Origin of the sequence: Tistrella arctica, assembly GCF_039630945.1 — a bacterium.
Lineage (GTDB): Bacteria > Pseudomonadota > Alphaproteobacteria > Tistrellales > Tistrellaceae > Tistrella > Tistrella bauzanensis.
The window spans coordinates 64764-77446 of the sequence record NZ_JBBKTV010000017.1; the positions used below are offsets into that span (position 1 = coordinate 64764).

Below are 12683 nucleotides of genomic sequence, written 5' to 3' on the forward strand. Positions count from 1 at the left end.
AATGCGATTGATTATCAATCCGATGTGGCGGTGCTCCGTGGCGCGATGGCATCATCACGTCCACACACCGTCCGCTGGAAAGGAGACGTGGCGTGGCAGCCTCAGATATCGATCTGGACGCCGTGAAACAGGCACTGACCCGCCGCCTCGACGATCTGCGTCGGGCCACCGACAGCACCACCGAAAGCCGCAGGCCTGTCGAACTGGACCAGGCGTCGGTCGGGCGATTGTCGCGCATCGACGCGATGCAGATGCAGGCCATGGCCATGGCTGCGGAACGCATGCGCGGCCAGGAGGTCGGGCGGATCAAGGCAGCCCTCGGCCGGATCGAGGACGGCGAATTCGGCGCGTGTGTCACCTGCGGCGAGGATATAGCGCCCAAGCGGCTGGCGGCCGACCCGACCATCCCGAACTGCATTCGCTGCGCGTCGGGTGAATGACCGCTCAGCCCGCCCTGGCAGGCGCGCATCTCAAACCAGCCGCGCCAGCACAATCGGCCAGAAGATCGACAGCAGCACGATCAGGGTGACCACCGCCGACGACAGGCCCAGCGTCAGCCGGGTCATGAACCATTCCATGGCGATCAGCGCCGCCAGGGCCAGCGTGGTCACCAGCCCCGCCAGTGCCGGCGGGCTTGCCGCCGCCAGGGCGATCACGCCCACCATCAGATAGACCTGAACCAGCGACAGCCAGTTGCGCGCCGGCACATAGGTCACGAAGCCACGGGCGACGCCGGTGCGCCGGGCCATGATCAGCAGCAGCAATGGAAAGCTGGCCCAGGCGAACAGGTCCAGCAGCACGTCGCCATACACCCCCAGCCCGTCGCTGGTGCTGGCGACGGTGGCGATGACATCGGCGGTGGCGGCATCGCCCGGCACCGGGTCTTCGATGCCGGCGGGATTGGGGAGGGAATACAGCAGCAGATAGCCGGGCAAGGCCAGCGGCAGCGCCCAGAACGATCGCCAGAACCCGGTGACGTCACTGGGCAGCAACGCCATGGCCCGCCGGTCGAAACAGGCAAGCCGCGCGCCTGCGATCAGGCCACGGAACAGATATCCGCCGCCGGTACTCACGCGCCGGCCGCGGCGGTGTCGAGCGGGGGGTTCGCCATGTAATTGGCAATCACCCGCTCGTAGATCCGAGACAGCGCGGTCAGCACGTCCACCCCCACCCGTTCATCCACCTTGTGCATGGTCTGGCCGATCAGGCCGAATTCGCAGACCGGGCAGTAATCCTTGATGAACCGGGCATCCGAGGTGCCACCGGTGGTCGACAGTTCGGGCGTGACACCGCATTCGGCCGCAACCGCGCCGGCGACTAGGGTGGAGAACGGCCCCGGCTCGGTGACGAAGGCATCGCCGGTGATGCGATAGTCCAGATCGTATTTGCCGCCGACCGCGTCGAAGGCGCCCCTGATCCAGCGCTCGATGCTGGCCGGGCTGTGCAGGTCGTTGAAGCGCACGTTGAACGCGGCCCTGGCGATGCCGGGAATGACATTGGTCGCCGGATTGCCGATGTCGATGGTGGTGACCTGAAGGCTCGATGGCTGGAAATAGGGCGTGCCCCGGTCGAGTTCGTGTTCGACCACCGACGACAGCATGCGCAGCAGCCGGGGCACCGGATTGTCGGCCAGATGCGGATAGGCGACATGGCCCTGGGCGCCATAGACGGTCAGAAACCCGGTCACGCTGCCACGCCGGCCGATCTTGATCATCTCGCCCAGCCGGCTCGGGTTGGTCGGCTCGCCCACCAGGCAATGGTCCATCGGCTCGGCCCGCGCCCGCATCCAGTCGAGCATCTTGACCGTGCCGTTGATGGCGTCGCGTTCCTCGTCGCCGGTGATCACCATCGCCAGCCGCGGCCGGCCGCCCTGATCCAGATAGCGCGACACCGCCGCCACGAAGGCCGCGATCGAGCCCTTCATGTCGACGGCACCCCGGCCCCATAACTGGCCGTCGATGATGTCGCCGCCGAACGGGTCGACCGTCCACGATGCGGCATCGCCCACCGGCACCACATCGGTATGGCCGGCATAGCCCAGCACCGGCAGGCCGGGCCCGCGATCGCCGATCACCGCATACAGATTGTCGACCGGGTCCCAGCCCGGCTGCTGGAAGGGCAGCCGATGGCAGGTGAAGCCCAGCCCCTCAAGGGCCGCCTGCAACACGTCCAGCGCCCCGGCATCGGCCGGGGTGACACTGGGGCGGCGGATCAGGTCGCGGGCGAGCGCGACGGTGTCGATGACGGGCATGGGATCGGGTCCGGTCGGTCGTGACTGACGGTGGCGTGACTGACGGTGGTCGAAGCGGTGGGCAGCCGGTCCGGCTGCCCACCGGCGCAGGCGTTCAGGTCCGCAGCAACTCGTTGATGCCGGTCTTGGCGCGGGTGCGGGCATCGACGGTCTTGACGATCACCGCGCAATAGAGGCTGGGGCCGGGGGTGCCGTCGGGCAGCGGCCGGCCCGGCAGGGCACCCGGCACCACCACCGCGAAGGGCGGCACCCGGCCGATATGGACCGCACCGGTCTCGCGATCGACGATCTTGGTCGAGGCGCCCAGGAACACGCCCATCGACAGCACCGCGCCCTCGCCCACGATCACGCCTTCCGCCACTTCCGACCGCGCGCCGATGAAGGCGCCGTCCTCGATGATCACCGGCCCGGCCTGCAGCGGCTCAAGCACGCCGCCGATGCCGGCACCGCCCGAGATATGGACATTGCGGCCAATCTGCGCGCACGAGCCCACGGTGGCCCAGGTGTCGACCATGGTGCCCTCGCCCACATAGGCGCCGATGTTGACGAAGCTCGGCATCAGCACCGCACCCGGCGCGATATAGGCCGAGCGGCGCACGATGCAGTTCGGCACCGCACGGAAGCCGGCGGCGCGGAAGCGGGCATCGTCCCAGCCTTCGAATTTCGACGGCACCTTGTCGAACCAGGGCGCGTTGTCGCCCGGGCCGCCGGCGATCGGCGCCATGTCGTTCAGGCGGAACGACAGCAGCACCGCCTTTTTCAACCACTGATGCACCACCCAGTCGCCATCCTCCGCCTTCTCGGCCACCCGCAGCCGGCCGCCATCCAGCGCATCCAGCGCCGCATCGACCGCATCGCGGATCTCGCCGGTGGTCGAAATGCCGATCTCCGCACGGTTTTCCCAGGCGGCATCGATCACGGATGCCAGATCGGCAATGGCGGGCGCGGTGGTGGTGGCGGTCATGTCATGTCCTTCGGCGGCGACGGCAAGGGGGCTGTGGCGGTGTCGACGGCAGTTTAGGCACGCCCGCACGGGTGTCAACGAAGCGCTCCCGGCGGCGCCGGCCATGGCCGCCGTGCCGCCGGCCCCGCGCCGTCTTCAGCCCGCGCGCCCGACCGTGTCCAGATGCGCCATATACGCCTCCAGCCACAATGCCAGATCGGGCGAGACCCAGTCGATATGGCTGCCCTTCGATCCCAGTTGCGAGAACGGCTCGCCGGTGTTGATCCACACCGTGCGCATGCCCAGCGCCGCCGCCGGCTCAAGGTTGCGGGCACTGTCTTCGAACAGCACGGCGCGGGCACCATCGACGCCGTGGACCTTGCAGAACTGGTCATAGACCGCCGGCGCGGGCTTGGGCACGAAATCGGCGGCGACGATGTCGAAGATGCCGTCGAAGCGGTCGGCCAGCCCCATCCGGGTCAGGATGCGATCGGCATGGGCGGTGGAGCCGGCGGTGAACACCAGCTTGCGGCCGGGCAGCCGGTCGATCGCCGCCCCCACCACTGGTGCCGGCTCCAGCACGCTGACGTCGATGTCGTGGACATAGTCCAGATAGTCATGCGGGTTCAGCCCGTGATGCACCATCAACCCGCGCAGGGTGGAGCCATGGGCGCGGAAATAGTCGCGTTGCAGGGTGAGGGCGGCGTCGCGGTCCAGGTCGAAGGCGGTCATGATGAACGCGGTCATCCGCCGGTGCACCTGATCGAACAGCCGCGATCCGGCCGCATACAGGGTGTTGTCCAGGTCGAACACCCAGGTGTCGACATGATCCAGCGCCGACCAGTCCAGGCCGGGCTTCAGTGCCACCGGACCGATAAGGCTGTTCGCAGGTGGGGCGGATGGGGTATGGGTCATGGGCAATGCCTTCTCGCTGTGGCAGGCTCGCAGTGTATCATCGCGACAGCATGGATGATCGCGGTGACGTTAAGCCTTCCTTGACATAGCTTGGCGATATACTTGGCAGCGTTCCTGACGGAAGATCGGGGACGATGCTTTCAAGACAAGGGTCAGATGTCCCGCCAGACCGCCACAACTCCGGAACCGATGCGCAGCCTGAAGCAGGAACGCGACCGCTTCGTCGCGCTGGCCTTCACGGCTGCCGATATCCTGATGGAGCTGGACGAGAACCGGATCATCTCCTTCGTGGCCGGCGCCACCACCGGGCTTCTGGGGCGGGAACAGGACCGTCTGATCGGCCTGTCCCTGGACGAGCTGGTGGCGGAAGACGACCGCCGGATGATCACCGCCGTTCTGGACCGGCCCGGCGTCGCCGGCCGGTTCGAAGCGGTGATGGTGCGACTGCTCAACCCGCTGGCCACCGTCACCCGCCGCGCCATCGTCAGCGGCTATCGCCTGCCCGATCTGGGTGGGCATTATTTTCTGGCCCTGTCGCTGCCCAAATACATGGTCGCCACCGATGTGGCGACGGAAGCGCGCGACGTCGAGACCGGGCTGATCAGCGCCCGGTCGTTCGCCCAGATCGCCAAGCACCGCCAGCAGGAAGCCCATGACATCGGCGCTGCCTATGAGATGACCCTGCTGCATCTGGAACGTTTCGGCCTGCTGCGCCAGCAGCTCGACCGGTCGCTGACCGACGAATTCATGGCCAATCTGACCAGCCTGCTCAGGGCCAATTCCGTGGTCGGCGACAGCGCCGCCCGGCTGGACCAGGACACCTACAGTGTCATCCATGGCGCCGACACCGATATCGCCAAGCTGCGCGATCAGGTCGGCCGGCTGGCGCGGTCGGTCGACCCCAAGGGTGATGTGCTGGGCTTCCGGATGGCGACCATGCCGCTGGATGGCGCCGAGCTCGGCTCCACCGACGTCGCCCGCGCGATCTCGTTCGTGGCCGACCAGTTGAAGGACCGCAAGCTGTCGGGCCGGATCAACAGCCTGCGGCGCCAGCACAACGAGATGGTCGACGACACCGCCAAGCGGATCGCCGAGTATCGCGGCATCATCCGCCGGCGCGATTTCCGCGTCGCCTTGCAGCCGATCGTCGATCTGGGCTCGCGCCAGGTCGAACATTACGAGGCGCTGCTGCGGCTGAAACGGGCGGATGAAAGCCCGTTCGAGGTGATCACCTTCGCCGAGCAGGCCGGTTTCATCGAGGAATTCGATCTCGCCATCTGCCGGATGGTGATCGACAAGATCAAGCGTGCCGAACAGCGCGGCACCGTCCTCAGGCTCGCCGTGAACCTGTCGGCACGCTCGATCGAAAGTGAGAGCTTCATCGTCGGTTTCAACAAGCTGCTCGCCTCGCTGGGGCCGATGCGCGACCGGCTGATGTTCGAGGTGACGGAAACCGCGCGGATCGACGATCTGGCCCGGGCAAATGCCTTCCTTCAGGACCTGCGCAAGGCCGGCCACAAGGTCTGCCTGGACGATTTCGGCTCCGGCTCCGCCTCGTTTCAATATCTGCGGGCGCTGAAGGTCGATCTGGTGAAGATCGACGGCTCCTATGTCCGCAATGCCCTCAAGACCGACGACGACCGCAAGTTCTTGCGGGCAATCATCCAACTTTGCAATGGTCTTGGTATTATTACTGTCGGTGAAATGATCGAAAACGAGGCCACCGCGAATTTTCTGCGGTCGAACGGCGTTCAGTACGGACAGGGATACTTGTTTGGCCGCCCCTCTGTTGATATAGCAGATTTCCACGATCAGCCCCCCGCCTGACGAATAGCAAGCAAAGACATTCGCGCATCTGTATATAATCTTGCTTGCACTAAATCTTCTCAAAATAATTTTTTGAGCATTTACCAATTCGAGACTCTTATCCGATAAACTCTATATCAGTTGCAACGGTGATACGCGTTGCCCGACAGCCCACTCATGAACGGTAGATCCAAGGCAGTCGTATCTCCCCACCGCCCCCATCCACGCGATGATTCCTTTTCTCGTCTTCTGGCAGGACTGCGACTGACATGACCATCCAGAGTCTTGATGCCGACCAGCGTCGCCGGTGCACCGCCTTCGATGTCACTGATGAAGACCTGCGCCTGCTGAGCGCGCGGCGCGGAGAGATCGAGCGCCGTCTGCCGGCCCTGCTCGACGCGCTGCACAAGCGCTTCGCCGGCTGGCCCGAAATTCAGCGCGCGCTGATGGACCCGCAGGTCCACAACCTGCGCCTCAGCCACTGGATCCGGGTTGCCAGCGGCCGGCTCGACGATGGTTTCGCGGCATCTGCCCGGGCGCTGGCCCAGGCATTCTATGATCACGGCGTGCCGGGCTATGCCGTCGCCATCTGCCATTCCACGGTCAGCGGCGCCATTCTGGACGACCTGACGGCGCCGGCCGGCACCAGGGGCGGTCTGTTCGGGCACAACCGTCGCAGTGGCGATGCCGAGGCCTATCGCCGGGCTCTGGGCAAGGTCGCCTGGCTGGATCTCGAAGCCCTGCTTGAGACCTATGATCAGGCCACACGGGAAAGCAAGCAGCGGGCCATGGCGGCGCTTGCCGCCACCTTCGATGCCCGCATGGGCCAGGTGGTGCAGAACCTTGGCCGTTCGGGCGAGGATGTCGGCCAGGCGGCATCACGGATCGCGACCATGGCCGAAACCTCGGTGCAGGGCTCGTCCAATGCCGCGGGCCTCGCCGAGGAAACCGCCGAGAACGTGCAGACCGTGGCCAGCGCCACCTAGGAACTGGCGGCATCGGTGGCCGAGGTCGGCTCGCAGGTGGCTCAGTCCGCCAAGATGGCCGGCCGCGCGGTCGACGACGCCCGCCGCACCGATGGCGTCGTCCAGACGCTGTCCGAGGCGGCCGGCCGGATCGACGAGGTCGTGACGCTGATCAACAACATCGCCAAACAGACCAATCTTCTGGCGCTGAACGCCACGATCGAGGCGGCACGCGCGGGTGAGGCCGGGCGCGGCTTCGCGGTCGTCGCGGGCGAGGTGAAGAACCTGGCCAACCAGACCGCCACCGCCACCGCCACCGACGATATCGGCCGCCAGATCGCCCAGGTCCAGCAGGCGACCCGCGATGTGGTCGAGGCGATCCGGGGCATCGCCTCGGGCATCGGCGACATCAATTCAATCTCGTCCGCGGTCGCCGCCGCCGTCGAGGAACAGGTGGCGACCACCCGCGAGATCGCCCGCAGCATTCAGCAGGCCGCCACCGGCAACCGCCGGGTGTCGGAGCTGATGGCCGGCATCCGCGACGGATCCACCGCCAGCCGCGAGGTCGCCGGCCAGTTGGGCACCGCCGTCTCCACCCTGGCGAACCAGTCGACCGCGCTGCGCTCGGCGGTCGATGACTTCCTGAAGGACGTGAAGGCCACCTGAGGACGAGGGTCATCCGGCCACACAGGGTCGTCTGACGACAAAGGGGCACCAGTGACGCGCGCTGGTGCCCCTTGTCCGTCTGAAACCGCGTGCCGGTCAGGCGTGGATCAGGGTGCCGATGCCGCGATGGGTGAAGGTTTCCAGCATCATGCCATGGGCCACCCGGCCATCCAGGATCACCGCCGCCTCGGTGGAACCCTCGACCGCCTGAATGCAGGTCTCGACCTTGGGGATCATGCCGCCGGTGATGGTGCCGTCGGCCATATAGCGGCGGGCTTCCGCGACGCTCATATCGGCGATCAGATTGCCTTCCTTGTCCAGCACGCCCGGCACATCGGTCAGCATCAGCAGCCGCCGGGCCTGGACGGCGGCGGCGATGGCGCCGGCCGCCGTATCGGCATTGATGTTGAAGGTCTCGCCCTTCGGCCCCACGCCCACCGGCGCGATCACCGGGATCATGTCGGACTGGGCGATGGTGGTGATGACCTTGTCGTTGATCTCGGTCGGCTCGCCCACGAAGCCCAGATCCAGAATCCGCTCGATATTGCTGTCGGGGTCGCGCTTGGTCCGGCGCAGCTTTTCGGCCCGGATCAGATTGCCGTCCTTGCCGCAGATGCCGATGGCGGTGCCGCCGGCGGCGTTGATCGCGCCCACGATCTGCTTATTGATCGACCCGGCCAGCACCATTTCCACAACCTCGACCGTGGCCTTGTCGGTGACGCGCAGGCCGTCGATGAAGCTGGAGGCGATTTTCAGTCGCTCCAGCATCTGACCGATCTGCGGCCCGCCACCATGAACCACCACCGGATTGATGCCCACCTGCTTCAACAGCACGATGTCGCGCGCGAAGGTTTCGGCCAGCGACGCGTCGCCCATGGCATGGCCGCCATATTTGATCACGAAGGTGCTGCCGGAATGGCGGCGCAGATAGGGCAGCGCATCCGAGATGGTTGCCGCGGTGCGCAGCCAGTGCTTCGTGTCGGAAATCGAATTGGGCGTCTTGGGCGTGGTCATCGGGCAGCTCCCCTGAAGGCGGGCGATGTCGTGGGCGTCCCGGACATCATGCCTGGACATCATGAAAGAGTGAGGCGTGGTTGCAAGCGGCAGGTGATGGCCGCAGATGGCGGCGTCAGGCGCCGCCCCGGTTCTCGATCAGCCGCGGTTCTCGATCAGCAACTGGGCGATCGCCGCGCGCAGCGCCTCAAGCCCCCGGCCCTTGCGGCTGCTGGTGACGATCACTTTAGGATAGGCGGCGACATGGCGACGCAGTTCCACTTCCGTCGCCTTCAGGCGCCGGGCCAGCACCGCAGCCTTTTCCTTGTCGGCCTTGGTCATCACCACCTGATAGCTGACCGCCGCATCGTCGAGAAGCTTGAAGACCTCGCGGTCATTGTCTTTCACGCCGTGGCGGGCATCGATCAGCACATAGACCCGGGCGAGCGTGCTGCGGCCGCGCAGATAGCGGAACACCATCTTCTGCCAGGTCTTCACGATCGCCTTGGGCGCCTCGGCATAGCCATAGCCGGGCATGTCGACCATCAGCATGGCGTCGCCGAAGCGGAAGAAATTCAACTGCTGGGTGCGTCCCGGCGTATTCGACACCCGCGCCAGATTGCCACGCTCGGTCAATCCATTGATCAGGCTGGACTTGCCGACATTCGACCGGCCGGCGAAGGCGATCTCGGGCAGGTCCGGATCAGGGATGTCGGTCAGGCGGGCGACGCCCATCACGAAGCTCACCGGCCCCAGCAGCAGGCTGCGCCCGGCCTTGACCAGACCGGGATCGAGATCGTCGTCGGCGGTATCGGCACCGCCTTCATCCACACCATCGGCGTCGACGGCATTTGCGGACAAGACGGCGTCGGCCGGGGCGGCATCGTCAGAAACCGGAACCCCGGCCGCATCTGCGGCCGGGGTCTGGTTGGTCTCGGCAAGGGTCCGCACAGGATCGCCGTCCCGCTGCCCGTCGTCGTGTTCGGCGATCATCCGCAAGGCACCTTCATTCAGTTGATCAGACCTTGACGCCCATCCGGCGCATGATCAGCCACTGCTGGCCGATCGAGAGCAGGTTGTTCCAGGTCCAGTACACCACCAGTCCGGCGGGGAAGCCCGCGAACAGGAACAGGAACATCACCGGCAGGAACATCATCACCTTGGCCTGCATCGGATCGGCCGGGGCCGGATTCAGCTTCTGCTGCAGGAACATGGTGATGGCCATCAGCACCGGCCAGATACCGATCGCCAGGAAGTGCGGCGGGGTATAGGGCAGCATGCCGAACAGGTTGGTGATGTACATCGGATCCGGCGCCGACAGATCATGGATCCAGCCGAAGAACGGCTTGTGGCGCATCTCGATGGTGACGAACAGCACCTTGTACAGCGAGAAGAAGACCGGGATCTGAACCAGGATCGGCAGGCAGCCGGCGGCCGGGTTGACCTTTTCCTTCTTGTAGAGGCCCATCATCTCCTGATTGAGACGGACCTTGTCGTCCTTGTGGCGTTCGCGCAGCTTCACCAGCTCGGGCTGAAGCTTCTTCATCTTGCTCATCGCCACATAGGACTTGTTGGCAAGCGGGAAGAACAGCGCCTTGGTCATCAGGGTCAGCACCAGAATGGCGACGCCCAGATTGCCGACGATGCCTTCAATCCACAGCAGCACGATGAAGATCGGCTTGGTCAGGAAATAGAACCAGCCGAAGTCGATCGCCAGGTCGAACTTCTCGATGCCCAGGCTGTCGCCATAGCCATCCAGAACGTCCAGTTCCTTGGCACCGGCAAACACCCGCGACACATTGCTGGCGGTGCCGCCGGGCGCCACCTCATGGGCGGATCCCAGATAATCGACCTGATATTTGGACGTGCCGCCGACGACGGTGTGGCCGAAGCGCGCCGTCACCGTGTCCGACGTATCGGGGATGACCGCGGCCAGCCAGTATTTGTCGGTGATGCCGAACCAGCCACCGGTCGACGGCGCCGAGATCGGACCCTGCTTTTCAGCCAGATCGTCGTAGTCATATTCCTGCAAGGTGCCGTTGACCACGCCCAGCGGGCCTTCGTGCAGGATGTAGAAGCCCAGCGTCGTGGGCGTGCCCGACCGCGAGACCAGCGAATAGGGATAGAGCGTCAGCGCCGCATCACCGCTGTTCACCACCTTGTCCGTGACGGTGAACATGTAATTGGCGTCGATCGCGATCACCCGTTCGAAGGTCTGGCCCTGGCCGTTGTCCCAGGTCAGGGTCACCGGCCGGTCAGGGGTCAGCACCTCGTTATCGGCGGTCCAGCGGGTGTCGGGACCGGGCAGCGGCACGCTGTCATCCGATGCGACCCAGCCGGTCTGGGTGTAATAGGCGGCGTTCGATCCCAGCGGCGACAGCAGTTCGATGCGCGGCGAGCTGTTGTCGACGGTCTCGTGATAATCGACCAGCGCCACATCGTCGATCCGCCCGCCTTGCAGGCTGATCGAGCCCGAGATACGCGGCGCATCGATCCGCACGCGCGGATCGCGCGCCAGCGCCGCGGCGCGGTCGAGCGGCGCCTGCGCGGCCGGGCCGGAGCCGGGCGCGGCCGGGATGCCGGCCTGACCGGGCGCGGTCTGTCCCGATGCAGTCTGGCCCGATGCCGTCTGGCCTGCTTCGGTCGACACGATCTCGGCCGGCTGCTGGGGCCGCTGGGGCTGCGGGACGAGGAGGTAGTAACCGAAGAGGATCGCGATCATCAGGACCATCGCGATCATCAGGTTGCGCTGTTCAGGCATCGGCCTCACCTGATTTGCCGGCGCCTGAAGCAGCACCGGGTCCGGGACGGGGCGGCACCGGATCGAAACCCGACGTCCCCCACGGATGACACCTCAGCACCCGCCGGAGCGCCAGCCAGGCGCCATGTACGGGTCCATGAAGCTGCACCGCCTCGATCGCATAGGCCGAACAGGTCGGCAGATGCCGGCATCGCGGCGGCAGATAGGGAGAGATGACAAGCTGATAGCCCCGGACGAGCACGATCATGGCCCCGGCGATGCCGCGGGTGATCATGCCCTGCCGGGGCGTCCTGCCCTGAGCCGGGGCGCCGCCTTCCACATCACAGACAGCGCCGCCCAGAATCGCGTCGTCAGGGACAGCCATCCCGTCGGGCCGCCGGCAGCCGCATGAGGCGTGATGGATCCGACCGGTCATGCGCCGCCGCCGGGCGCCCCCGGCGCCATGGCCGGAGAGCGTGGCTTCGATCGCGACGGCCTTGGTCGCGGCGCCTTGCGCAGCGCCTCGGCCAGATCGGCGAGAAGCCGGTCATAAGGGCGGTCGATCGTCGCCACCCGCGCGATCAGCACATAGTCGTGCCCCGGGGGAGCATCGGGCAGACAGGCATCGGCAGCGGCGCGCAGGCGCCTGCGGGCGCGGTTGCGCGCCACCGAATTACCCACCTTGCGGCTGGCGGTGAAACCCACGCGCACGGCAACCCTGCGGGCACCGTGCGCCTGGCTTTCCGGCGCCGTCCAGGGGCGGGCCTGAACCACGACCCCGGCTGTCGCCCACTTCATGCCGCTGCGTGCGGCGGCCAGAAACTCGCCGCGCCGCTTCAGTCCGTCGACCCCCGCCTTCACTGCCCGGTCCTCATACAGTCGGGGCCGGCCTTCATGCAGTCAGGCCTCATGCAGTCGGGCCTCATGCAGTCAGGATCGCGGCCGCGCCATGACCGGCTGGCCCCGACGCATCCACGACCCGACACAGCCGGTCCGATCAGGCGCTGAGGCGCTTGCGGCCACGGGCGCGGCGGTTGGTCAGAACCTTGCGGCCGCCAACGGTCGCCATCCGCGACCGAAAGCCGTGACGGCGCTTGCGAACGAGCTTGCTTGGCTGATAAGTCCGCTTCACGATAGAAACTCCATGTCTGCTGTGCCCGGCACGATGGCCCCGTTCCCGGCATCACCAACAAGCCGGGCGGGCCGCGCCTGCCGGCGAAACCCGAATAACCACGGGCTTATACGGGCACACCCCCCCACTGTCAATCGCAAGCGGCAGCCGACAGGGCCCCGAACTCGGGTTAACGCGGTTTACGGCTTGCTCGTGCCGTGATTCTCTGAATCACCCTGATTTGGAGGACTGCTATGCCGCTGACTGGCCCGGCCCGTGGAGAGACGTCGCGT

Annotated in this window: 14 protein-coding genes; 4 read left to right on the plus strand and 10 right to left on the minus strand. The window is 66.2% G+C overall.

Annotated elements, in window-relative coordinates; translation table 11 throughout:
* Positions 1-92 precede the first annotated feature (92 nt).
* Positions 93-440, plus strand: coding sequence for a TraR/DksA family transcriptional regulator (locus WG924_RS26115; protein ID WP_345935969.1), 348 nt, complete (start codon positions 93-95; stop codon positions 438-440).
* Between the two features lie 30 nt (positions 441-470).
* Here the strand turns inward: WG924_RS26115 and WG924_RS26120 are convergent, their stop codons facing one another.
* The 4 genes from WG924_RS26120 to WG924_RS26135 all read right to left on the minus strand — a co-directional run bounded on the left by WG924_RS26120 (position 471) and on the right by WG924_RS26135 (position 4109).
* A complete protein-coding gene (locus WG924_RS26120; protein ID WP_345935970.1) occupies positions 471-1073 on the minus strand; it encodes a hypothetical protein in 603 nt (200 codons plus the stop codon).
* Positions 1070-2251, minus strand: coding sequence for a succinyl-diaminopimelate desuccinylase (gene dapE / locus WG924_RS26125; RefSeq protein ID WP_345935971.1), 1182 nt, complete (start codon positions 2249-2251; stop codon positions 1070-1072). The genes WG924_RS26120 and dapE overlap by 4 nt, the downstream gene beginning before the upstream one ends.
* A gap of 94 nt (positions 2252-2345) precedes the next feature.
* Complete coding sequence (gene dapD / locus WG924_RS26130; RefSeq protein ID WP_345935972.1) at positions 2346-3215, minus strand: 2,3,4,5-tetrahydropyridine-2,6-dicarboxylate N-succinyltransferase; 870 nt, start codon at positions 3213-3215, stop codon at positions 2346-2348.
* A gap of 135 nt (positions 3216-3350) precedes the next feature.
* Positions 3351-4109: a pyrimidine 5'-nucleotidase gene (locus tag WG924_RS26135; protein ID WP_345935973.1), complete on the minus strand. Its 759-nt coding sequence runs from the start codon at positions 4107-4109 to the stop codon at positions 3351-3353.
* A 156-nt stretch (positions 4110-4265) separates the two neighbouring features.
* Here WG924_RS26135 and WG924_RS26140 point away from each other — a divergent pair, with 156 nt between their 5' ends.
* The 3 genes from WG924_RS26140 to WG924_RS26150 all read left to right on the plus strand — a co-directional run bounded on the left by WG924_RS26140 (position 4266) and on the right by WG924_RS26150 (position 7546).
* On the plus strand, positions 4266-5936 hold the full coding sequence (locus tag WG924_RS26140) for an EAL domain-containing protein (protein WP_345935974.1): 1671 nt from the start codon (positions 4266-4268) through the stop codon (positions 5934-5936).
* A 248-nt stretch (positions 5937-6184) separates the two neighbouring features.
* Positions 6185-6901: a protoglobin domain-containing protein gene (locus WG924_RS26145; protein ID WP_345935975.1), complete on the plus strand. Its 717-nt coding sequence runs from the start codon at positions 6185-6187 to the stop codon at positions 6899-6901.
* A 15-nt stretch (positions 6902-6916) separates the two neighbouring features.
* On the plus strand, positions 6917-7546 hold the full coding sequence (locus tag WG924_RS26150) for a methyl-accepting chemotaxis protein (protein WP_345935976.1): 630 nt from the start codon (positions 6917-6919) through the stop codon (positions 7544-7546).
* A gap of 96 nt (positions 7547-7642) precedes the next feature.
* Here the strand turns inward: WG924_RS26150 and argB are convergent, their stop codons facing one another.
* From argB to rpmH, 6 genes are all read right to left on the minus strand, one after another.
* Entirely contained in the window at positions 7643-8560 is a 918-nt protein-coding gene (gene argB / locus WG924_RS26155) for an acetylglutamate kinase (RefSeq protein WP_188581661.1), read from the minus strand.
* A gap of 138 nt (positions 8561-8698) precedes the next feature.
* Positions 8699-9370, minus strand: a complete 672-nt coding sequence (gene yihA, locus WG924_RS26160) for a ribosome biogenesis GTP-binding protein YihA/YsxC (RefSeq protein ID WP_345935983.1) — start codon at positions 9368-9370, stop codon at positions 8699-8701.
* A gap of 187 nt (positions 9371-9557) precedes the next feature.
* Positions 9558-11300 carry a membrane protein insertase YidC gene (gene yidC, locus WG924_RS26165; protein WP_345935977.1) on the minus strand — a complete coding sequence of 581 codons (1743 nt, stop codon included), beginning with the start codon at positions 11298-11300 and terminating at the stop codon, positions 9558-9560.
* Positions 11293-11664: a membrane protein insertion efficiency factor YidD gene (yidD, locus tag WG924_RS26170; RefSeq protein WP_345935978.1), complete on the minus strand. Its 372-nt coding sequence runs from the start codon at positions 11662-11664 to the stop codon at positions 11293-11295. The genes yidC and yidD overlap by 8 nt, the downstream gene beginning before the upstream one ends.
* 47 nt (positions 11665-11711) lie before the next feature.
* The gene (gene rnpA / locus WG924_RS26175; RefSeq protein WP_345935979.1) at positions 11712-12140 is read right to left on the minus strand and encodes a ribonuclease P protein component; all 429 of its coding nucleotides are present in this window, start codon (positions 12138-12140) and stop codon (positions 11712-11714) included.
* Positions 12141-12276: 136 nt separating this feature from the next.
* The gene (gene rpmH, locus WG924_RS26180; RefSeq protein WP_345935980.1) at positions 12277-12411 is read right to left on the minus strand and encodes a 50S ribosomal protein L34; all 135 of its coding nucleotides are present in this window, start codon (positions 12409-12411) and stop codon (positions 12277-12279) included.
* Between the last annotated feature and the right edge of the window lie 272 nt (positions 12412-12683).

Coding starts and splice junctions, on each gene's coding strand:
- dapE (WP_345935971.1), bottom strand. CDS start 2,251: ATGCCCGTCATCGACACCGTCGCGCTCGCCCGCGACCTGATCCGCCGC.
- dapD (WP_345935972.1), bottom strand. CDS start 3,215: ATGACCGCCACCACCACCGCGCCCGCCATTGCCGATCTGGCATCCGTG.
- WG924_RS26135 (WP_345935973.1), bottom strand. CDS start 4,109: ATGACCCATACCCCATCCGCCCCACCTGCGAACAGCCTTATCGGTCCG.
- WG924_RS26140 (WP_345935974.1), top strand. CDS start 4,266: ATGTCCCGCCAGACCGCCACAACTCCGGAACCGATGCGCAGCCTGAAG.
- WG924_RS26145 (WP_345935975.1), top strand. CDS start 6,185: ATGACCATCCAGAGTCTTGATGCCGACCAGCGTCGCCGGTGCACCGCC.
- argB (WP_188581661.1), bottom strand. CDS start 8,560: ATGACCACGCCCAAGACGCCCAATTCGATTTCCGACACGAAGCACTGG.
- yidC (WP_345935977.1), bottom strand. CDS start 11,300: ATGCCTGAACAGCGCAACCTGATGATCGCGATGGTCCTGATGATCGCG.
- yidD (WP_345935978.1), bottom strand. CDS start 11,664: ATGGCTGTCCCTGACGACGCGATTCTGGGCGGCGCTGTCTGTGATGTG.